Source organism: Pseudomonas sp. NFX1 (assembly GCF_051123555.1).
In the GTDB taxonomy this organism is placed as follows: domain Bacteria; phylum Pseudomonadota; class Gammaproteobacteria; order Pseudomonadales; family Pseudomonadaceae; genus Aquipseudomonas; species Aquipseudomonas capeferrum.
The window spans coordinates 3737053-3761483 of the sequence record NZ_CP169366.1 but is presented as its reverse complement, the minus strand read 5'-3'; the positions used below and the strand labels follow the sequence as shown (position 1 = coordinate 3761483).

Below are 24431 nucleotides of genomic sequence, written 5' to 3'. Positions count from 1 at the left end.
GCTGTTCCGTCCTTGCCGCCGGGCGATGGCCCGGCGGGGTTGCAGCGGCCTCAGACGACATGGATACCGTTCTGCACCCACAGGTGCTGGCTTGGATCCTCCTGGGCCGTGTATTGGTTATAGTCGATGCCGTCGGCGGTTTGGTTCCCGACCAGCGCCCAGTTGTCCGTCATGTGAACCGAGTCGTTTTCATCCCCCTTGATGACCAGTGTGTCGGTGCCGGTTTCGGTGATCGCGACCACGTCCGCCAGGTTCAGGGTCAGCGCCACCGAGCTGGTGTCGTTGAGGTCGATCACTTCGATGTCATGCACCCGCCCGACCAGGTTACCCAGGTCGATGCTGGCATCACCGCCGCCCCACAGCAGGGTGTCGGTACCGGTGCCGCCATCGACGCTGGCGAAGTTCTGGTCGACCACCACCAAGGTGTCGTCGCCCGCACCCCCTTGCAGGGTGATGTGGCCGCCCTGGCTGCCATCGAGGTGGTCGTTGCCGTCGGTGCCGGCGATCACTTCGCTGGAGGCTGCCGCCGCGATGCTGGCCAGTGCCACACCTTCGTCGCCGGTGTCGGCCAGCAGCGAGGTGGTGGCGGTGAAGTTGGCGGCGTTGTCCAGGTTGATGGTGAGGTTGGCGGTGTCGGTGGTGCCGTTGGGGTGGGTCAGTTCGTAGGTGAAGGTTTCATGCTGGCCGATCACCGCATTGGTCAGCCCGGCGTTGAGGGTGTAGGTGTAGCTGCCATCGGCGTGCACCAGCAAGGTGCCGTAGTTGCCCGCCACACTGACCCCGTTGTAGCCCGGGATGGTGTAGGTATTGGCCGCCGTCATCACACTCAGCACGGTCAATGGCGAGCCGACGTTGTCGTCGGCCAACAGGTTGCCGGTGACCGCGGTGGCGCCGCTGACCACGAACTCGGTCAGGTGGGTGGTGGTGGCGTTGAGGCTGGTGGTGATCGAGCTGGCCAGGCCGATGCCGCCTGCGGTGACGCGTACCTGGTAGCTGCCGGCGCCCTGGTTCTGGAACGTGTAGCCCGCACCGCCGCCGAGCAGGCTGATCAGCGAGCCGCCGCCGACCGACTGCACCAGCACGTACTGGCCGGTAGCCGGGTTGAGTTTGAGCAGGTCGATGGTGGTGCCATTGAGCAGGCTCAACAGGTTGGTGGAGTTGACCACCACTTGCAGATTGGCTGTGGTGTCGCCGGCAACGCTGGTGGTGTAGAGAGCCTGGCGTGAACCAATCAACGGCAGGCCGAACGTGCCCAGGGTGGCACTGCTGGTGTCTACCCGGTTGGCCAGGGTGAGGTGGCTGGTACCGGCATCGTTGACCGCGTCGACCACCGTGGCCGGTGCGCCGTAGTTGCTGTCGCTCCAGATTTCCGTGGCTTGTGGGCTGTCGATGCGCACATACAGGTTGGCGGCATCGGACGCGCCGTTGGCATGCAGCAGCTGGTAGCTGAACACATCGACCTTGCCGACGCTCGATGGGCTGCCGTTAGGCGTGTAGGTGTAACTGCCGTCGCCGCGGATCACCAGGGTGCCGTACAAGCCCTGCACCGTGGTGGCGCTGCCCGCCGAGACATAGCTGCCGTTCTTCATGACCTGAAGGACGGCGGCGCTGTCCGGGCCAAGGGCGTCGACGGCGCCGTCGGTGCCGACGTCGGTGATGACGTTGCCCGATTTTGCCGTGCCGGTGCCGGTGAACTGCGTGAGGCTGGTGGTCTCGATGTCCAGCGTGGTGGTCACGTTGGTAATCAGGCCGATGCCGCCACTGCCGACGGTCAGGCGATAGTCCCCCGCCTGCAGCACGCCGATATCAACGCGGATGCCCTGGCCCAGCGGCAGCAGGATCAGGTCGAGCAGGCCTTGGCTGGTGCCAGTGGCCAAGGTCACCCAGTTACCGGCAGCGTTCTTCACCTGCAGGGTGAAGGTCGCGTTGTCGAGCAGGGACAGCGCGCTGCTGGTGTTCAGGGTCAGCGTCGGGTCCACGGTGGTACCGGCATTGACCGTCCAGGTGTAGGTCTTGGTGAAGCCCGCCAGCAAGGTTGTGAAGCTGTCCTGATAAGTCCGCGAGCTGACCACCGGGGCCAGGTTGACCTCGGCGGTCACCAGGTTGTCGCTGGCGATCACCGGGGCATTGGCGTCGACGTCAGGCGCGGTGATGTTGACGTTGCCGGACACGTTGCCGCGCCCGTCGCTGAGGGTGACCGACAGCAACTGGCCGTTGTCCTGAGGCGGGCTCAGGGCCACGGTGAAGTTGCCGTCCGGTTGCACCACCGCCGTCTGCAGCACGGTGCCGTTGGCACTGCGCACGGTGACGGTGGCACCCACTTCGCCACTGCCGGTGATGCTGCTGCCGTCGGCGCTGATCACCAGGTTGCTGGCGGCCGCAGGTGGGGTCAGGTCAGGTGCGGTGAGCGCAGTGCCGGTCGAGGCATTACCCGCACCGTCGGTGAGGGTGACGCTCAGGGCCTGGTTGTCGATCTGCGCCGCGGTCAGGCTGACCACGAACAGGCCGTTGCTGCCCACTGTTGCAGTGCCCAGCACGGTGCCTGCGCTGTTGCGCACGGTGACGGTGCTGCCGACCTGGCCAGAGCCGCTGACGGCCGTGCCGTTGGCGTTGATGGTTGCCAGCGGCGCTGCCGGTGGCGTGGTGTCCGGCGCCGTCAGGCTGATGCTGGCGGACAGGTTGCCGGAAGGGTCGGACTGGCGTACGACCAGCAATTGCCCATCATTTTGCGCGGTGGTCAGGGTGATTGTGAAGGTACCGTCAGGTTGCACCACGGCCGAGCCGAGCGGGCCGTTCGGGCCTTGCACGGTCACGGTCGCACCGGCCTCGCCACGCCCTGTGAGCTCGGTACCCGTACCGTTGATGACCAGGTTGGTAGGCGCAGCAGGCGGCTGTACATCGATAGCCGTGAAGCTGGTGCTGCCAGACGCGTTGCCGGCCGCATCGGCCTGGCTCACGCCCAATACCTGGCCATTGAGCTGCGGCGTGCTCAGGTTGATGCTGAACACGCCACCGGCGTTCACCACCCCGGTGCCGAGCACGTTGTTGGCGGCATCGCGCACGGTCACCGTGGCATTGGCCTCACCGGTACCGGTAAGTACCAGGCCGTTGGTGGACAGGCCGGTCACCAGCGGGTTGGCCGGTGGCGTGATGTCGGCGGCCTGGACGAAGGTCGGTTGCGATTCGCCGCCCACCAGTGCCACCGCCGTCACGCTAAGGTGCTGGCCATTGAGCTGCGCCGTGTTCAGTTGCAGGGTGAAGGTGCCATTGAGCGTGGCCCCGCCCGTGCCGATCAGGTTGCCTGCGGCATCGTACACGCGGATGCCGACGCCGCTCGGCGCGTTGCCCGACAGGGTCAGGCCGTCGCTGCCCAGGGTCACGTTGGTGGGCGGCACCGGTGGTGCCAGCAGTGGCGTGATATAGGTTGCGACCGCCGAGGTGTTGAAGCCGTCAGACTGCGTCACCGCCAACGTGGCAAGGCTGCCGGCTGCCGGCACCAGGGTTACCTGGAAGTTGCCGGCAGCATCCACCTCGCCAGTGCCCAGCACGATGCCGCCGCGGCTGACGGTGACCGTCGCATTGGGTTCGCCTTTACCGGTCAGCACGTTGAAGGTGTTGTTGATGGCCATGTCCGTGACCACGGCAGGTGGCGAGGTGTCGTTGGTCTGGTAGCTGGCAGGCAGCGAGGCGTTGCCGGCATCGTCGGTGGACACCACGGTCAGCAGTTGGCCATTGTTCTGGGCCGGGTTGATGGTGACGGTGAACTGGCCGTTTTCAGGTACCTCCACCGTGCCGACCACCGCGTTGTTCGGCCCGCGAACGGTGATGGTGGTGCCTGCTTCGGCAGTACCCGTCATCGAGGTGCCGGCCGGGTTGAGCAACAAGTCGGTCGGTGGTAGCGGTGGCGTCAGGTCCGGTGCGGTCACTTGCAGTGGCGCGGACGGGTTGCCGGTGGCGTCCTGGGCGATGAGGGTCAGGGTCTGGCCGTTGATCTGCGCAGCGTTCAGGTCGAGCACGAAGGTGCCGTCCGGGTCGACTGTCACCTGGCCAAGCAGGTCGCCATTGTTGTTTACCACGGTGACGCGAGCGCCGGCTTCACCGGTACCAACCAGTTGGGTGCCGCTGTCGTTGATCACGGCGATCACTGTGGCTGGCGGGGTAACGTCAGCTGCGGTTGTCGTGCTGATCGGCGAGACGTTGCCGCGCGGATCGGTCAGGGTCACTTGCAGCACCTGCCCGTCAAGCTGCGCCGAGCTCAGGTCGACCACGAACTTGCCGTCGGCACCGACCTCGATGGTGCCGATCTGGGTGATGCCGACGTAGACGCGAACGGTAGCACCCGCTTCGCCGACGCCGCTGAGCTGGTCGCCCGCCACGTTGAGCCGCAGCTCGGTCGCAGGCGCTGGTGGCGTGAGGTCGGGCGCCAGGATGTTGACCGGCGCACTGATGTTGCCGGGTGGGTCGGCCTGCTGTACCGACAGCGGTTCGCTGTTGATCTGCGCGGGTGTCAGCTCGACGCGGAAGCTGCCGTCGGCCTGCACGGTGCCAAAGCCCAGCACGGTGCCCGCAGTGTTGCGCACGGTGACGGTTGCCCCGGCTTCGCCCAGGCCGGTCACCACGCTGCCGTCGACACTGATGTCGACCTCGGTGAGCGCGGCGGGCGGGGTGAAGTCTGGGGTCTGCAGGGTGGCCACCGCCGACACGTTGCCGGCAGCGTCGGTCTGGGTGAAGCTGAGCAGCTCGCTGTTACCCAACGCCGGGGTCAGGGTGACGGTGAAATGCCCGCTGGCGTCGACCGTGGCCCTGCCGACTTCGTCGCCATTCGGCGCGGTGACGATGACCTCTGCCCCAACCTCGCCGCGGCCGGTGAGGGTGATGCCATCGCTGGAGATGGCAAGCTCGGTCGGTGCGGCAGGTGGCGTGGTGTCTGGCGCGGTGATGGCACTGGCATCCGACTGGTTGCCGGCGGCATCGGTCAGCACCACTTGCACCTGCTGGCCGTTGGCCTGCGGCGTACCGAGGTCTACCTGGAAGCTGCCGTCGCCACGCACGACCGCAGTGCCGAGCACGCTGCCATCGGCAGCCAGCACGCGGACAGTGGCGCCCGCTTCGCCGGTACCGTTGAGCAGGCTGCCGCCCCCGGCGAAGGCCAGGTTCTCGGCGGCATCGGGTGCCACGCGATCAGGCGCGGTGAGGCTGACGCTGTTGGACTCGTTGCCGGCAACATCGGACTGGCTGGCGCTGAGCTGTTCGCCGTTGATCTGCGCGCTGCCAAGGCCAATGCTGAAGTTGCCATTGGCATCGACCAGACCGGTGCCGAGATCGATGCCGCCCTCACCGATCACGGTGACGGTGGCACCCGGCTCGCCGCGGCCACTGAGCACCAGCCCGTCGCTGGACAGCACGACATTGGTCAGTGGCAGCGGTGCGGTGGTGTCGGGCGCTTGCAGGCTGGCCGGCAGCGAGGTGCTGCCGTCGGTGCCTACGGCGCTGACTTGCAGCACTTCGCCGTTGGCCTGGGCGCTACCGAGGTTGACCGTGAAGGTGCCGTCGTTGGCGACCGGGGCCGTACCCAGCAATACGCCATTGGGGCCATACACGTTCACTGTGCTGCCTGGGGTTGCCGTGCCGGTCACTGCCAGGCCATCGGCAGCCAGCACCAGGTTGTCGGGTGTATCCGGCGCCAGCACGCCCGGGGCGGTGACGGTTTGCGCAGGCGAAACGTTCTGCGCGGCATCGGCCTGCACCACGCTGAGGCTTTCGCCGGTGATGGCAGCCGGTGACAGGGCCACGCTGAAGTGGCCATCGGCCCCGACGGTGGCGGTGCCTAGCACGGTACCGTCCGGTGCGCGAACGGTGACTGTGGCGTTGGCTTCGCCGGTGCCGGTGAGGGTCGCGCCATTGGCCGCGACAGCAAGGTTGGTCACGACGGCAGGTGGCGTGGTATCGGCTGCGGTGTAAGGCGCGGCCGGCGACACGTTGCCTGCGGCATCGGTGGCGGTTACCTGCAAGGTCTGGCCGTTGGTCTGGGCACTGCTCAGGGTGACCTGGAAGGTGCCATTGCTGCCGGCTACCGCAGTGCCGAGCACGTTACCTGCGGCATCGCGCACGGTCACGGTGCTGCCTGCTTCCGCGTTACCGGTCAGTTGCAGGCCGGTGGCAGCCAGGGCCAGGGTGGTCGGTGCCGGTGGTGGGGTGAAGTCCGGCGCGGTGACTGCCACTGCAGTGGAGGTGTTGTTGCCCGCGTCGGTCTGGGTCACGCTCAAGTGCTGGGCGTTGAGCTGTGCGTTGTCGAGCGTCAGTGTGAAGCTGCCGTTGGCGGCCACCAGCCCGGTGCCGATGATGGTGCCATCCGGGCCGCGCACGGTCACGCTGGCGCCTGCTTCACCGAGGCCGCTCAGGGTCAGGCCGTTGTTGTTCAGCACCACATTGGTCAGCGGCGCGGGTGGGGTCAGGTCAGGGGTGCTGACGTTGACTGCCGTCGAGGTATTGCCAGCAGCATCCACTTGCGTGACGCCGATGGCCTGGCCGTTGGCCTGCGGTGTGTCGAACACCACCGTGAAGCGCCCATCGGCCCCGACCACAGCGGTGCCGAGCACGGTGCCGGCGGCATTGCGTACCTGAACCGTGGCGCCCACTTCACCGCTGCCCGACAGCTGCCGGCCGTCCTGGCTGAGGACGGGGTTGCTGATGGCGGCAGGCGGTGTGCGGTCTGGCGTCGCCATGCTGGCAGGGCCAGACACGTTACCCGCAGCATCGCTGAGTGTGACCTGCAAGGGGCTGCCGGCGGTTTGCGCGCTCGGCAGGGTGATCTGGAACTGGCCGTTCTGGTTGACGGTGCCGGTGGCCAGGATCGCGCCGCTGGCATCACGCACGGTGACGTTGGCACCGGCTTCGCCTTCGCCGCTGAGCACGGTGGCCGCGCTGTTGAGGCTGAGGTTGTTGGCTGCCAGCGGCGCCTGCAGGTCAGGTGCCTGCAGGGTGGCCGCGAGCGAGACGTTACCCGCGCCATCGGCCTGGGTGATGATCAGGTTTTGCGCATTGGCCAGCGGTGGCGCGAAGCTGATGCTGAACAAGCCATTGCTGCCGACAGTCGCGGTGCCAAGCACGTCGCCCTGGGCATTGACCACGCGAACGGTCGCACCCACTTCGCCCTGGCCGGTCAGCGTGCTGCCGGTACGGTCGATGGCAACCTGGGTCGGCGCATCCGGCGCTGTGCTGTCGTTGGCCACGAGGGTGGCCGGTACCGACGGATTGCCATCGACCGAGGTGCGAGCGGTGACCACAAGGGTCTCGCCATTGAGCTGGGCATTCTGGAAGAACACCCGGAAGGTGCCATCGCTGCCAACCGTCGCCGTGCCCAGGGTGGTGCCGCCGGCGGTCACGGTGATCAGCGACCCGACGGTACCCTGGCCGATCAGCAGGAAGCCATCGGCGCTGAGGGCGAGGCCGCTTGGGGTGGCGGCTTCGGTGCCATCCGGGCCGTCCAGCGAGACCGGGGTGGACTCGTTGCCGGCGGGGTCGATCACTACCACGTCGACCGTTTCGCCCGCCGTCAGTGGCGGGCTGACCGGTACCACGAAGGTACCGTCCGGGCCCACGGTTTCGCTGCCGCGTTCGCTGCCGTCCGGGTTCCGGATGACCACCGTGCTGCCAGGTTCGGCGCCGCCGCCGACAATGCTGCCATCCGGGCTGACGGTGACCCCCGTGGCCGGCAGTGGGTCGGTGGTGTCGGGTGCGGTGATGGTGATCGGCGCGGAGCCGTTGTTGGCGCCGTCGGTGACTACCACGGTCACGCTTTCGCCATTGGTCTGCGGGGTCGGCAGCGTCACGCTGAAGCTGCCGTCGGGGTTCACCGGCTCGGTGGTTTCGTTGCCGTCCGCGTCCCGCACCGTCACCGAAGTGGCGCCTGGCGCGTTGCCGGTAACGGTGGTGCCATCCGGGCTGACCACCACGTCGGTGGGCAGTGCTGGCGGCGTGACGTCCGGTGCGATGATCTGGGTAGCCAGGGATTGGTTGCCAGCGGCGTCGGTCAAGGTCACGTCCAGCGCCTGGCCATCGAGCTGCGCAGGGGCCAGCGGTACGGTGAACTGGCCGCCAGCCGGTACAACCACGCTGCCCACCAAGGTGCCGTCGGGGGTGCGCACTTCGACGGTCGAGCCCGGCTCGCCGGTGCCCTGGATCGCGTTGCCGCCGGGGGTGATGGAGAGCCCGTCCGGTGCGGTGGGGGCAGTGCTGTCATCGGCGGTAAAGGTGGCCGATGGCGATGCATTGCCTTCGCTGTCGATCAGTACCACCGACAGCACTTCGCCGTTGGTCTGGGCGGGCGTGAGGGTGACGCTGAAGGTGCCGTCCTCGCCCACCGGGAGGGTGCCCAGCAGGTCGCCGGCTGCGTTGCGCACTTCCACGGTGCTACCCGGTTCGCCCTGGCCACTGAGTACCGTGCCTTCGGGGTTCAGGCCCAGGCCTTGCGCCGCTGCCGGTGCTTCGAGGTCAGGCGCGGTCACGGTGCCAGGCGTCGAGTCATTGCCGGCGCCGTCAGCCTGGGTGACGGACAGGGTCTGCCCGTTGAGTTGTGGCGGGTCGATGCTTACGCGGAAGCTGCCGTCGGCCTCGACCACGGCGGTGCCCACAATCGCGCCAGCCGTACCGGTGACGGTAACCTGCGCACCCGGCTCGCCGGTGCCGCTAAGGGTGCGGCCATCGCCCGACAAGGTGAGGCCTGTCGGGGTGTCTGGCGCTTCGCTGTCCGGTGCCGGCAGGGTGACGGCGGTGGACAGGTTGCCGGTGGGGTCACGTTGCTCAACGGTCAGTGCCTGGCCGTTGGTTTGCGGCGTGTCCAGGGTGATTTCGAAGGTGCCGCCCGCACCGACCACGACGCTGCCCAGTACGGTGCCGTCCGGCCCCCGCACGATGACCGTGGCATCGGGTTCACCGGTGCCGGTGACGGTGGTGCCTGCGTCATCGATAGCGACGCCAGTGACCACTTGCGGAGGCGTGGTATCGGGCGCCGTGAAGTTGACCGGGCCTGCGCTGTTGCCCAGGTTGTCGGTGGCTTCCACGGTCAGGCTTTCGCCATTGCGCTGCGGCTGGTTGAGGGTGACGTCGAAGCGGCCGTCGGCAGCCACTGTGGCGGTACCCAGCACGGTGCCGTCCTCGGCGCGCACGGTCACGATCGAACCGCTCTGGCCCTGCCCGGTGAGGTGGATGCCGGCGGTATCGATGGCCAGGCCCGAAGGCTGCAGCGGGCCATCCAGGTCAGGCGCGTTGACGGTTGCGCTGGAGGTGTTGCCTGCGGGGTCGCGCAGTACCACGTCCAGTTCCTGGCCGTCGGTTTGCGCGGGGGTCAGGATAACGCTGATGACGCCGTTGTCGCCGACCTGGGCATTACCCAGCACATCGCCCTGGGCGTTGATGACCTGCACGGTGGTGCCGGGCTCGCCGCGCCCGGTGAGGACGCTGCCATCGGCGCTGAGCTGCAGGTCGCTGGCCTGGTTGGGCGGGGTGATGTCGGGTGCGGTGATCTGGGTCGGCAGCGAGCTGTTGCCATCGGTATCGACGGCGACCACATCAAGCACTTCGCCGTTGGCCTGAGCCGGTGTCAGGCCGATGGTGAAGCTGCCGTCGGTGCCTGCCTGGACGCTGCCAATGACAGTGCCCTGGGCGTCGCGCACCTCAACTTGCGTGCCCGCTGGGGCAGTGCCGCTAATGGATGAACCGTCAGGCGCCAGCACCAGAGCGCTCGGGCTTTCGGGCAGCGGTGCATCGGCAACGATGACGTCGATGCCCACCGAGGTGTTGCCAGCGGCGTCGGTTTGCACCAGTACGATGGACTCGCCAGCGGCCAATGGGTTGGCGAGGTCGATCACGAAGGTACCATTCGGGGCCACCGTGCCGGTGCCGATGACAGTGCCACCGGCATCCCGCACTTCCACCTCGGCGCCGGCTTCGCCGCGACCGGACACGGCCAGGCTGCCAGCACCGGCGACGACGTCGGTGATGATCGCTGGCGCGGTGATGTCCGGTGCCACGTAGCTCAACGGCACCGAGGTGTTGCCGGCGGCGTCGACCACGGTGATGGCCAGGGTCTCGCCATTGGCCTGGGCAGGGTTCAGGGTCAGGGTGAAGGTGCCGTCGGGCTCGACGATGGCGCTGCCGATCAAGTCGCCCGAGGCGTCACGTACGTTCACCCGCGCGCCCGGTTCGGCGCTACCGGTAAGGCTGTTGCCTTCGGTAAGTAGCAGGTCGGTGGGTTGCAGCGGGGCAACCTGGTCTGGTGTGTCCACCGAGCCTGGTTGCGAAACGTTGCCGGCGGCATCGGTCAAGGTCACTTGCAGGGACGAACCGTCTACAACCGCCGACGGCAGTTGGACGGTGAAGTCGCCGTCAGGGCCTACCGTGCCACTTTGCAGCAGTTGGCCCTGGTCGTTGCGCACCTCGATCGTCGCGCCAGGTTCGCCGCGACCAGAAACGGTGCGCCCGTCATCGCTGACCACCAGATCGGTGGCCGGCTCTGGCGGCGTGGTGTCGCCGCCGTTGTCGATATCCGGCGCGGTGATGGTGCCGGCTGTCGAGCTATTGCCCGTGGTATCGGTGGCAGTGACTTGCAGTTGTTCGCCATCGACTTGGGGTGGGGTGAGGGTGACGCTGAAGGCGCCGCTTGGGCCGACCAGTGTACTGCCCAGCTCGGTGCCATCGGCTGCCAGAACCCGCACGGTGCTGCCGGCTTCGGCACGCCCGGTGACCACGCTGCCATCGGTGCTGACGGCGAGTTCGGTGGGTGTGTCGGGGGCGGTGATGTCCGGTGCGCTGACTTGTACCGGCAGGGACGATGCACCGGTGCTGTCGATGGCCACCACATCCAGCAGTTCGCCATTGGCCTGTGCGGGTGTGAGCACGACGGTAAAGGTGCCTTCGGCACCGACCACCACGCTGCCGACCAGGGTGCCGTTGGCATCATGCACTTCTACGCGGGTGCCGGTCTGGGCGCTACCGCTGATGCTGGTGCCGTCTTCAGCGACCACCAGCTCGCTTGGGCTGGTGGGTACGGTGGCCAGCGGCACATCGTATTGCAGGGCTTCAGAGGCATTGCCGGCCGCGTCGGTCTGGACCAGGCTCAGGCGTTCACCCGGTTGTGCGGCGGGGTCGAGGTCGACCAGGAAGGTGCCGTTGGCAAGCACGGTACCGCTGCCCAGCAGGTTGCCATCGACGTCACGCACTTCGACGCTGGCCCCGGCTTCGCCGCGGCCGCTGAGGGTCAGGCCGTCGGCACCGACCACGATGGTGCTGACCGCTGCTGGTGGGGTGATGTCCGGGGCATCGAACTGCAGTGGAGCAGAGGTGTTGCCGGCGGCATCCACCAGGCGGATGTCGAGGGCTTCGCCATTGGCCTGTGCAGGCGACAGCGTAAGGCTGAAGCTGCCGTTGTCGTTGACCAGGCCCGTGCCGATCAGGTCGCCATCAGCGTCGCGGACCTGCACTGTGGCACCCGGCTCGCCGCTACCGGTCAAGGTCACGCCATTGGCCAGGGCCAGGCCGGTCGGTTGCTCGGGTGCCTGCAGGTCTGGCGAGATGACCGAGCCAGGTTCGGAGGCGTTGCCTGCGGCGTCGGTCAGTATCACTTGCAGGGTACTGCCGTCTTTGACGGCCGGGTCCAGGGTGAGCTGGAAGCTGCCATCCGGGTTGACCGTGCCGGCGGCCAGGAGATTGCCCTCGGCATCGCGCACCTGCACGCTGGCCCCGGCTTCGCCGCGGCCGTTGAGCTGGCTGCCGGCGAGGCCGATCACCAGGTTGGTTGGTGCCTCCGGTGGGGTGGTGTCACCGCCGTCGATGTCAGGGGCCGTGACGGTTCCCGCCGTGGAGCTGTTGCCAGCGTTGTCGGTGGCCGTCACTTGCAACACCTCACCGTCGACCTGAGGTGGGTCGAGGGTGATGTTGAAGATGCCGGTCGGGCCAACCAGTGCACTGCCAAGTTCAGTGCCATCGGCCGCCAGGATCCGCACGGTGCTACCAGCTTCGGCACGCCCGGTAACCACGCTGCCATCGGTGCTGACGGCAAGTTCGGTCGGTGTGGCGGGCACGGTGATGTCGGGTGCGCCCACTTGCACTGGCAGCGACGATGCGCCGGTGCCATCGATAGCCACCAGGTCGAGCAGCTCGCCGTTGGCTTGGGCCGGGTTGAGGATGACGGTGAAGGTGCCTTCGGCGCCGACCACGACACTGCCGACCAAGGTGCCATTGGCATCATGCACTTCCACGCGCGTACCGGCTGGGGCGCTACCACTGATGCTGGTACCGTCTTCGGCCACCACCAGGTCGCTTGGGCTGGCCGGCGCGGTGGTCAGGGGTACGTCGTACAGCAAGGCTTCGGAGGCGTTGCCGCTTGGGTCGGTCTGCACCAGGCTCAGTTGCGCGCCCGGTTGGGCTGCTGGCGCAAGGTCAATCAGGAAGGTGCCGTTTTCGCCAACGGTGCCGGTGCCGATCAGGTTGCCATCGGCGTCACGCACTTCGACGCTGGCCCCCGCTTCGCCCCGACCGCTCAGGGCCAGGCCGTCGGCGCCGACGACAATGTTGCTGACTGCCGCCGGTGGGGTGATGTCCGGGGCATCGAATTGCAGTGGGGTGGAGCTGTTGCCGGCGGCATCCACCAGGCGCACATCCAGGGCCTCGCCATTGGCCTGCGCAGGGAACAGTGTGAGGCTGAAGCTGCCGTTGTCGTTGACCAGGCCGGTGCCGATCAGGTCGCCAGCAGCATTGCGGACCTGCACCGTGGCGCCCGGTTCGCCGCTACCGGTCAAGGTTACGCCGTTGGCCAGGGCCAGGCCGGTCGGTTGCTCAGGGGCCAGCAGGTCTGGCGAGACGACCGAGCCGGGTTCGGAGGCGTTGCCTGCGGCGTCGGTCAGTACCACTTGCAGGGTGCTGCCGTCGTTCACGGCTGGGTCCAGGGTGAGCTGGAAGCTGCCATCCGGGTTGACCGTGCCAGTGGCCAGGAGATTGCCCTCGGCATCGCGCACCTGCACGCTGGCACCGGCTTCGCCGCGGCCGTTGAGCTGGCTGCCGGCGAGGCCGATCACCAGGTTGGTGGGTGCCTCGGGTGGCGTGGTGTCACCGCCGTCGATGTCCGGCGCCGTGACTGTGCCGGCTGTTGAGATATTGCCTGCAGCATCGGTCGCGGTGACCTGCAGCACCTCCCCATCGACTTGCGGCGGATCGAGGGTGATGTTGAAGGTGCCGGTCGGGCCGACCAGGGCAGTACCCAGTTCGCTGCCGTCAGCGGCCAGAATACGCACGGTGCTGCCCGGTTCGGCGCGGCCGGTGACTGTGCTGCCGTCCGCGCTCACGGCGAGCTCGCTTGGGGCGGTTGGGGCAGTGATGTCCGGTGCTGCGATTTGCACAGGCAGGGAAGACAAGCCTGTGTCATCGATGGCCACCACATCCAGCAGTTCGCCGTTGGCCTGGGCCGGGTCGAGGATGACGGTGAAGGTGCCATCGGCACCCGCCACCACGCTGCCGACCAGGGTGCCGTTGGCATCATGCACTTCAACACGGGTGCCAGCCGGGGCATTACCACTGATGCTGGTGCCGTCTTCGGCCACTACCAAGTCGCTCGGGCTGGCCGGCGCGGTGGTCAGGGGTACGTCGTACAGCAGGGCTTCGGAGGCGTTGCCGCTTGGGTCGGTCTGCACCAGGCTGAGTTGCGCGCCAGGCTGTGCAGCCGGGTCGAGGTCGATCAGGAAGGTGCCGTTGGCCAGTACCGTGCCGGTGCCGATCACATTGCCATTGGCATCGCGCACTTCAACGCTGGCACCCGCTTCGCCACGGCCGCTCAGGGCCAGGCCGCCGGCACCGACGACGATGTTGCTGACTGCGCCAGGTGGGGTGATGTCCGGAGCATCGAACTGCAGCGGGGTGGAGGTGTTGCCGGCGGCATCCACCAGGCGGATATCCAGTGCCTCGCCGTTTGCTTGAGCGGGGGCGAGGGTGACGCTGAACAGGCCATCGGCGCCCACCAGGGCGGTGCCGATCACTGTGCCCGCTGTATCGCGTACTTGAACAGTGGCGCCTGGTTCGCCGCGACCGGTAAGGGTCACGCCTTCGGCCAGGGCCAGGTCGGTGGGTTGTGCCGGTGGCAGCAGGTCTTGCGAGGTTACCGAACCCGGCTGCGAAACGTTGCCAGCGGCATCGGTGAGGGTGACTTGCAAGGTGCTGCCATCGATGACGGCAGGGGCCAGCGCGATCACGAAGGTGCCGTCTGCACCCACGGTACCCGTCGCCAGCACATTGCCTGCGGCATCACGCACTTGCACGGTGGTGCCCGCTTCGCCACGGCCGCTGAGCTGGGTACCGGCAAGGCCGATCACCAGGTTGGCCGGTGCACTGGGTGGTGTGGTGTCGACGCCGTCGATATCCGGTGCCGTGGCGAAGGTGGCAAGCGAGGTGTTGCCAGCGGCATCGGTCGCCGTGGCCTGCAGCACTTCGCCATCGACCTGAGGCGGATTGAGGGTGATGTTGAATACGCCGGTCGGGCCGACCAGGGCGCTGCCCAATTCGGTACCGTCGGCGGCAAGAATACGCACGGTGCTGCCGGGTTCGGCGCGACCAGTGACGACAGTGCCGTTGGCGTTGACGGCCAGTTCACTCGGTGCGGCTGGAGCAGTGATGTCCGGCGCAGTGATCTGTGCAGGCAGGGACGACAAGCCCGTGTCATCGATAGCCACCACATCCAGCAACTCGCCATTGGCCTGGGCCGGGCTGAGTTCGAGGGTGAAGGTGCCGTCGGTACCGGCAATGGCGCTGCCGATCAGCGTGCCATTGGCATCGTGCACTTCGACACGGCTGCCGGCCGGCGCGGTACCGGTGAGGGTGGTGCCGTCGGCATCGATGGCCAGGCCACTCGGGCTGGCTGGCGCGGTGGTCTGTGGCACGTCGTATTCAAGGGCAACCGAAGCGTTGCCGCTCGGGTCGGTCTGTACCAGGCTTAGCTGTTCGCCGGGTTGTACGGCTGGGTCAAGGTTGATAGTGAAGGTGCCATTGGCGCCCACCGTGCCGGTGCCGATCACATTACCGTCGGCATCGCGCACTTCGACGCTGGCACCCGCTTCGCCGCGACCGCTCAGCACCAGGCCGCCAGCACCGACGACAATACCGCTGACTGCGGCAGGCGGGGTAATGTCCGGTGCATCGAATTGCAGCGGGGTCGAGCTGTTGCCAGCGGCATCCACAAGGCGGATGTCCAGGGCTTCGCCGTTTGCTTGAGCCGGGGCGAGGGTGACGCTGAACAAGCCATCTGCGCCTACCAGGCCGGTGCCGATCACTGTGCCCGCTGCGTCGCGGACTTGAACAGTGGCGCCAGGCTCGCCGCGACCGGTAAGCGTTACGCCTTCGGCCAGGGCCAAGTCGGTCGGCTGTGCCGGTGGCAGCAAATCTTGCGAAGCGACCGAGCCCGGCTGCGAAACGTTGCCAGCGGCATCGGTCAGGGTGACTTGCAGGGTGCTGCCGTCGATCACGGCAGGGTCAAGCGCGATCACGAAGGTGCCATCTGCACCGACGGTGCCGGTCGCCAGCACATTGCCGGCGGCGTCACGCACCTGCACGGTGGTGCCCGCTTCGCCACGCCCGCTAAGTTGGGTGCCGGCAAGGCCGATCACCAGGTTGGTCGGTGCACTCGGTGGTGTGGTGTCGACGCCGTCGATGTCCGGCGCGGTGACGGAGCTGGCTGTAGATGTATTGCCAGCAGCGTCGGTTGCGGTGGCTTGCAGCACTTCACCATCGACCTGTGGCGGGTCAAGGGTGATGCTGAAAATACCGGTCGGCCCAACCAGGGCATTACCCAGTTCAGTGCCATCGGCGGCAAGAATGCGCACGGTGCTGCCCGGCTCGGCGCGGCCAGTGATGACGGTGCCGTTGGTATTGACGGCCAATTCGGCAGGTGCGGCCGGCGCGGTGATGTCTGGCGCGGTGATCTGCGCAGGCAGGGACGACAAGCCCGTGTCATCGATGGCCACCACATCCAGCAGTTCGCCGTTGGCTTGCGGCGGGGTGAGTTCCAGGGTGAAGGTGCCGTCGGCACCGGCAATGGTGCTGCCGATCAGCGTGCCATTGGCATCATGCACTTCCACACGGCTGCCGGCTGGGGCGGTACCGGTGAGGGTGGTGCCGTCGGCATCGATGGCCAGGCCGCTCGGGCTGGCTGGGGCGGTGGTAAGCGGCACATCGTATTCAAGGGCAACCGAAGCGTTGCCGCTCGGGTCGCTCTGTACCAGGCTTAGCTGTTCGCCGGGTTGTACGGCCGGGTCGAGATTGATAGTGAAGGTGCCATTGGCGCCCACCGTGCCGGTGCCGATCACATTACCGTCGGCATCGCGCACTTCGACGCTGGCACCCGCTTCGCCACGACCGCTCAGCACCAGGCCGCCAGCACCGACGACAATACCGCTGACTGCGGCAGGCGGGGTAATGTCCGGTGCATCGAATTGCAGCGGGGTCGAGCTGTTGCCAGCGGCATCCACTTGGCGAATGTCCAATGCCTCACCGTTCGCCTGGGCGGGGGCGAGGGTGACGCTGAACAGGCCATCGGCGCCCACTACGCCGGTGCCGATCACGTTGCCTGCGGCGTCACGCACCTGAACAGTGGCGCCCGGCTCGCCACGACCGGTAAGGGTCACGCCTTCGGCAAGTGCCAGGTCGGTTGGCTGCGCCGGTGGCAGCAGGTCTTGCGAGGTAACCGAGCCTGGTTGCGAAACGTTGCCAGCGGCATCGGTCAGGGTCACTTGCAAGGTACTGCCGTCGATCACGGCAGGGTCAAGCGCGATCACGAAGGTGCCGTCTGCACCCACGGTGCCGGTCGCCAGTACATTACCGGCAGCATCGCGTACCTGCACGGTGGTACCTGCTTCGCCGCGGCCGCTGAGCTGCGCGCCAGCGAGGCCGATCACCAAGTTGGTCGGCGCCTCCGGTGGCGTGGTGTCGCCGCCGTCAATGTTCGGCGCGGTGACGGAACTGGTTGTCGAGGTATTGCCCGCAACGTCGGTTGCGGTGGCTTGCAGGACTTCGCCGTCGACTTGCGGCGGATCCAGGGTAATGTTGAACACGCCGGTCGGGCCGACCAGGGCAGTGCCCAGCTCGGTGCCGTCGGCGGCAAGAATACGTACGGTGCTGCCGGGTTCGGCGCGGCCGGTGACGACAGTGCCGTCAGCGCTGACGACCAGTTCGCTCGGTGCGGCTGGAGCAGTGATGTCCGGCGCGGTGATCTGCGCAGGCAGGGACGAAAGCCCTGTGTCATCGATGGCGACCACGTCCAGCAGTTCGCCGTTGGCCTGGGCGGGGTTGAGCTCGAGAGTGAAGGTGCCATCGGCACCGGCAATGGCGCTGCCGATCAGCGTGCCATTGGCATCATGCACTTCTACGCGGCTGCCGGCCGGCGCGGTACCGGTGAGGGTGGTGCCGTCGGCATCGATGGCCAGGTCGCTCGGGCTGGCTGGCGCTGTGATCAGGGGCACATCGTATTCAAAGGCAACCGAAGCGTTACCGCTCGGGTCGGTCTGCACCAGGCTCAGGTGCCCGCCAGGTTGTACGGCAGGGTCGAGGTCGATCAGGAAGGTGCCGTTGGCCAATACGGTGCCGGTGCCAATCACATTGCCGTTGGCGTCGCGCACTTCAACCGTGGCACCCGGCTCGCCGCGACCACTCAGGGCCACGCCTCCGGTGCCGACGACGATGTTGCTGACAGCCGCAGGCGGCGTAATGTCCGGAGCATCGAATTGCAGCGGGGCGGAGTTGTTGCCAGCAGCATCCACCTGGCGAATGTCCAATGCCTCACCGTTCGCCTGGGCCGGCGCGAGGGTGACGCTGAACAGGCCATCGGCGCCCACCAGGCCGGTGCCGATCACCGTGCCCGCTGCGTTGCGAACCCGAACAGTGGCGCCCGGCTCGCCGCGACCGGTAAGTGTTACGCCTTCGGCCAGGGCCAAGTCGGTCGGCTGCGCCGGTGGCAGCAGGTCTTGCGAAGCGACCGAGCCCGGCTGCGAAACGTTGCCAGCGGCATCGGTCAGGGTCACTTGCAAGGTACTGCCGTCGATCACGGCAGGGTCAAGCGCGATCACGAAAGTGCCGTCTGCACCCACAGTGCCCGTCGCCAGCACATTGCCGGCAGCATCACGCACCTGCACGGTGGTGCCCGCTTCGCCACGGCCGCTGAGCTGCGAGCCAGTGAGGCCGATCACCAGGTTGGTCGGTGCACTCGGTGGTGTGGTGTCGACCCCGTCGATATCCGGCGCAGTGACCGAACTGGTAAGCGAAGTGTTGCCAGCAGCGTCGGTCGCCGTGGCTTGCAGCGTTTCACCATCGACCTGAGGCGGAGTGAGGGTGATGTTGAATACGCCGGTTGGGCCAACCAGGGCACTGCCCAGTTCAGTGCCGTCGGCGGCAAGAATACGCACGGTGCTGCCGGGTTCGGCACGGCCGGTAATGACAGTGCCGTCAGCGCTGACAGCCAACTCGCTTGGTGCGGCTGGAGCAGTGATGTCCGGCGCGGTGATCTGCGCAGGCAGGGACGAAAGCCCTGTGTCATCGATGGCGACTACGTCCAGCAGTTCGCCGTTGGCCTGGGCGGGGTCGAGCTCGAGAGTGAAGGTGCCGTCGGCACCGGCAATGGCGCTGCCGATCAACGTGCCATTGGCATCGTGGACTTCCACACGGCTACCGGCCGGGGCGGTACCGGTAAGGGTGGTGCCATCGGCATCGATGGCCAGCCCGCTCGGGCTGGCGGGTGCAGTCGTCAGAGGGACATCGAACTCCACCACGGTCGACGCGTTGCCGCTTGGGTCAACCTGTACCAGGCTCAGCTGTTCGCCCGGTTGCGCAGCCGGGTCCAGGTTGACCAGGAACGTACCATTGGCGCCGACTACACCGCGGCCAAGCAGGTTGCCATCGGCGTCGCGCACTTCCACGGTAGCGCCTGCTTCGCCACGACCGCTGAGGGCCAGGCCGCCGGCGCCGATAACGATGTTGCTGACCGCATCCGGCGGGGTGATGTCGGGGGCATCGAATTGCAGCGGCGCAGAGCTGTTGCCGGCGGCATCCACCTGGCGGACATCCAACGCCTCGCCATTGGCCTGAGCTGGGGAGAGCGTCAGGCTGAAGCTGCCATCTGCGCCCACCAGGCCGGTGCCGATCACCGTGCCCGCTGCATCGCGTACTTGAACAGTGGCGCCCGGTTCGCCGCGACCGGTAAGAGTCACGCCTTCGGCCAGGGCCAGGTCGGTGGGTTGTGCCGGTGGCAGCAGGTCTTGCGAGGTTACCGAACCCGGCTGCGAAACGTTGCCAGCGGCATCGGTGAGGGTGACTTGCAAGGTGCTGCCATCGATCACGGCAGGGTCAAGCGCGATCACGAAGGTGCCATCTGCACCGACGGTGCCCGTTGCCAGTACATTGCCGGCGGTGTCACGCACCTGCACGGTGGTGCCTGCTTCGCCACGGCCGGTAAGTTGATGGCCAGCCAGGCCGATCACCAGATCAACAGGGGCGTCAGGCGGCGTGGTATCGCCGCCGTCGATGTCCGGTGCGGTGACGGAGCTGGCTGTCGAGGTATTGCCTGCGGCGTCGGTTGCGGTGGCTTGCAGCACTTCGCCATCGACCTGAGGCGGAGCGAGGGTGATGTTGAACACACCAGTCGGACCGACCAGGGCGCTGCCCAGTTCGGTGCCGTCGGCGGCAAGAATACGCACGGTGCTGCCCGGTTCGGCGCGGCCGGTGATAACAGTGCCGTCAGCGCTGACAGCCAGTTCACTCGGTGTGGCCGGCGCGGTGATATCTGGCGCGGTGATCTGCGCAGGCAGGGACGACAACCCTGTGTCATCGATCGCGACTACATCCAGCAGTTCGCCGTTGGCCTGGGCGGGGTTGAGCCCGATAGTGAAAGTACCGTCGGCACCGGCAATGGCGCTGCCGATCAACGTGCCGTTGGCATCATGGACTTCCACACGGCTGCCGGCTGGGGCGGTACCGGTGAGGGTGGTGCCGTCGGCATCGATGGCCAGGTCGCTCGGGCTGGCTGGGGCTGTTATCAGGGGCACATCGTATTCAAGGGCAACCGAAGCGTTACCGCTCGGGTCTGTCTGCACCAGGCTCAAGTGCTCGCCGGGTTGAACGGCGGGGTTGAGGTTGATGATGAAGGTGCCATTGGCGGCCACGGTGCCGGTGCCGATCACATTGCCGTTGGCATCACGCACTTCGACGCTGGCCCCAGCTTCACCGCGACCGCTCAGTACAAGGCCGCCAGCGCCGACGACAATACCGCTTACTGCGGCAGGCGGAGTAATGTCCGGGGCATCGAATTGCAGCGTGGTCGAGCTGTTGCCAGCGGCATCCACCAGGCGGATGTCCAGGGCTTCGCCGTTTGCTTGAGCCGGGGCGAGGGTGACGCTGAACAAGCCATCGGCGCCCACCAAGCCGGTGCCGATCACTGTGCCCGCTGCGTCGCGAACTTGAACAGTGGCGCCAGGCTCGCCGCGACCGGTAAGCGTTACGCCTTCGGCCAGGGCCAAGTCGGTCGGCTGTGCCGGTGGCAGCAAATCTTGCGAAGCGACCGAGCCCGGCTGCGAAACGTTGCCAGCGGCATCGGTCAGGGTGACTTGCAGGGTGCTGCCGTCGATCACGGCAGGGTCAAGCGCGATCAAGAAGGTGCCATCTGCACCGACGGTGCCGGTCGCCAGCACATTGCCGGCAGCATCAAGCACCTGCACGGTAGTGCCCGCTTCGCCACGGCCAGTGAGTTGATGACCCGCGAGGCCGATCACCAGATCAACGGGGGCGTCAGGCGGCGTGGTGTCGCCGCCGTCGATATCGGGTGCGGTGACGGAGCTGGCTGTCGAGGTATTGCCTGCGGCGTCGGTTGCGGTGGCTTGCAGTACTTCGCCGTCGACTTGCGGCGGAGCGAGGGTGATGTTGAACACGCCGGTTGGGCCGACCAGGGCGCTGCCCAATTCGGTACCGTCGGCGGCAAGAATACGGACGGTGCTGCCCGGTTCGGCGCGGCCAGTGATAACAGTGCCGTCAGCGCTGACGGCCAGCTCACTCGGTGCGGCCGGCGCGGTGATGTCTGGCGCGGTGATCTGCGTAGGCAGGGACGAAAGCCCTGTGTCATCGATGGCGACTACGTCCAGCAGTTCGCCGTTGGCCTGGGCCGGATTGAGCTCGATAGTGAAGGTGCCGTCGGCACCGGCAATGGCGCTGCCGATCAGCGTGCCATTGGCATCGTGCACTTCCACGCGGCTGCCGGCTGGGGCGGTACCGGTGAGGGTGGTGCCGTCGGCGTCGATGGCCAAGCCGCTCGGGCTGGCCGGCGCGGTGGTCTGTGGCACATCGTATTCAAAGGCAACCGAAGCGTTACCGCTCGGGTCGGTCTGCACCAAGCTCAAGTGTTCGCCAGGTTGTACGGCGGGGTCCAAGTCGATCAGGAACGTGCCGTTGGCCAATACCGTACCGGTGCCAATCACATTGCCGTTGGCGTCGCGCACTTCGACAGTGGCCCCCGGCTCGCCACGACCACTTAAGGCCACGCCTCCGGCACCGACGACGATGTTACTGACGGCAGCAGGCGGCGTAATGTCCGGTGCATCGAATTGCAGCGGAGCGGAGGTATTGCCAGCGGCATCCACCTGGCGGATATCCAGTGCCTCGCCATTGGCTTGAGCTGGGGAGAGCGTCAGGCTGAAGCTGCCATCTGCGCCTACCAGGCCGGTGCCGATCACTGTGCCCGCTGCGTCGCGAACTTGAACAGTGGCGCCAGGCTCGCCGCGACCGGTAAGCGTTACGCCTTCGGCCAGGGCCAAGTCGGTCGGCTGTGCCGGTGGCAGCAAATCTTGCGAAGCGACCGAGCCCGGTTGCGAAACGTTGCCAGCGGCATCGGTCAGGGTGACTTGCAGGGTGCTGCCGTCGATCACGGCAGGGTCAAGCGCGATCACGAAGGTGCCGTCTGCACCGACGGTGCCGGTCGCCAGTACATTGCCGGCAGCATCACGTACCTGAACGGTGGTACCTGCTTCGCCGCGGCCGCTAAGCTGCGCGCCAGCGAGGCCGATTACCAGGTTGGTCGGTGCCTCCGGTGGCGTGGTATCACCGCCGTCGATATCCGGCGCGGTGACGGAGCTGGCTGTCGAGGTATTGCCTGCGGCGTCGGTTGCGGTGGCTTGCAGTACTTCGCCGTCGACTTGCGGCGGAGCGAGGGTGATGTTGAACACGCCGGTTGGGCCGACCAGGGCGCTGCCCAATTCGGTACCGTCGGCGGCAAGAATACGGACGGTGCTGCCCGGTTCGGCGCGGCCAGTGATAACAGTGCCGTCAGCGCTGACGGCCAGCTCACTCGGTGCGGCCGGCGCGGTGATGTCTGGCGCGGTGATCTGCGTAGGCAGGGACGAAAGCCCTGTGTCATCGATGGCGACTACGTCCAGCAGTTCGCCGTTGGCCTGGGCCGGATTGAGCTCGATAGTGAAGGTGCCGTCGGCACCGGCAATGGCGCTGCCGATCAGCGTGCCATTGGCATCGTGCACTTCCACGCGGCTGCCGGCTGGGGCGGTACCGGTGAGGGTGGTGCCGTCGGCGTCGATGGCCAAGCCGCTCGGGCTGGCCGGCGCGGTGGTCTGTGGCACATCGTATTCAAAGGCAACCGAAGCGTTACCGCTCGGGTCGGTCTGCACCAGGCTCAAGTGTTCGCCAGGTTGTACGGTAGGGTCCAAGTCGATCAGGAACGTGCCGTTGGCCAATACCGTACCGGTGCCAATCACATTGCCATTGGCATCGCGCACTTCAACCGTGGCACCCGGCTCGCCACGACCACTCAGGGCCACGCCTCCGGCACCGACGACGATGTTACTGACGGCAGCAGGCGGCGTAATGTCCGGTGCATCGAATTGCAGCGGAGCGGAGGTATTGCCAGCGGCATCCACCTGGCGGATATCCAGCGCCTCGCCATTGGCTTGAGCTGGGGAGAGCGTCAGGCTGAAGCTGCCATCTGCGCCTACCAGGCCGGTGCCGATCACTGTGCCCGCTGCGTCCCGAACTTGAACAGTGGCGCCAGGCTCGCCGCGACCGGTAAGCGTTACGCCTTCGGCCAGGGCCAAGTCGGTCGGCTGTGCCGGTGGCAGCAAATCTTGCGAAACGACCGAGCCCGGCTGCGAAACGTTGCCGGCGGCATCGGTCAGGGTCACTTGCAGGGTGCTGCCGTCGATCACGGCAGGGTCAAGCGCGATCACGAAGGTGCCGTCTGCACCGACGGTGCCGGTCGCCAGCACATTGCCGGCGGCGTCACGCACCTGCACCGTGGTGCCTGCTTCACCGCGGCCGCTGAGTTGCCGCCCAGCCAGGGCGATCAGCAAGTCGGTTGGCGCATCCGGCGGGGTAGTGTCGGGCGGTGTTTCGACATCCGGGGCCGTGATACCAGCGGCCGGCGAAGTGTTGCCAGCCGCATCCTGGGCGGTCACTTCCAGGGCCTGACCATCGGTCTGCGGCGGCTGCAAGGCAATGCTGAATTGCCCGTCGGCACCGGCCACCGCGCTGCCCAGCAGCACGCCACCGGCGCCCCGCACCGCTACCGTGGAGCCGGGCTCGGCACGGCCGGTGAGGGTTGTACCCTGTTCGTTGATGGCAAGCTCGGTCGGCGCCACGGGGGCTGTTGCATCCGGGGCGGTGACACTGCCTGGGGCCGAGACATTGCCCGCGCCATCGGTCAGGGTGACTTGAAGGTTCTCGCTGTTGATCTGCGGGGGGGTAAGCGACACATTGAAACTGCCATCGGCACCCACCGTGCCGCTGCCGATCAGGTTGCCCGCAGCGTCGCGAATGTTCACCGTGGTGCCAGCTTCGCCACGCCCAGTCAGGCGCAGGCCATCGGGGGACACCAGCAGGTCGATGGGCGTGGCAGGGGCGGTGGTATCGCCCGGGTCCGAGCTGCCGCTGCTGCCACCGCCACTGCTGTCTGCAGCGGCCGCCGCGCCGCCGATACCCAGCAGGCTGAGCCCGGCAATCGCCCAGGTGGGCATCTCGCTACCGGCCACACCGATACCCGCGACCAGTTCATCCAGCGAAGCCACTTCGTCGAAGGTAAAGCCAGTGAATGCTGCTGCATCGTAGTTCGCATGCCACAAGGTGCCGTCTTCACCGACGAAGACGATGTCGCTGCCGACCCCCGCCTGATCCACGGCGAAGAAGTTGCCGATAGTGACCTTCTCGCCCGATTTCAAGGTGACGATCAGGTCTTGCCCGCGCTGGGTTACGGTTGCCACTTTATCGGGAGAAACCGGCATCTGCACGACGCCTGGCCCGTTGAGACTGACATTGCCCCAGGCACTCTGGGTGGCGACTGCGGATTGCTTATCGGCGACGACGATGTTGTCCATGGATGCTCCCTGCTGGTGTGCGGCTACACTGGCTCGACT

At 67.0% G+C, this 24431-nt stretch carries 1 protein-coding gene; it reads right to left on the bottom strand.

Going from position 1 to position 24431, the window contains the following annotated elements; genetic code table 11:
• Window positions 1–50 precede the first annotated feature (50 nt).
• The gene (locus DJ563_RS16860) at window positions 51–24392 is read right to left on the bottom strand and encodes a BapA/Bap/LapF family large adhesin (protein WP_434518058.1); all 24342 of its coding nucleotides are present in this window, start codon (window positions 24390–24392) and stop codon (window positions 51–53) included.
• Window positions 24393–24431: the final 39 nt, after the last annotated feature.

Excerpts from the sequence above, each read along its gene's own strand:
- DJ563_RS16860 (WP_434518058.1), bottom strand. The coding sequence starts at position 24,392 with ATGGACAACATCGTCGTCGCCGATAAGCAATCCGCAGTCGCCACCCAG.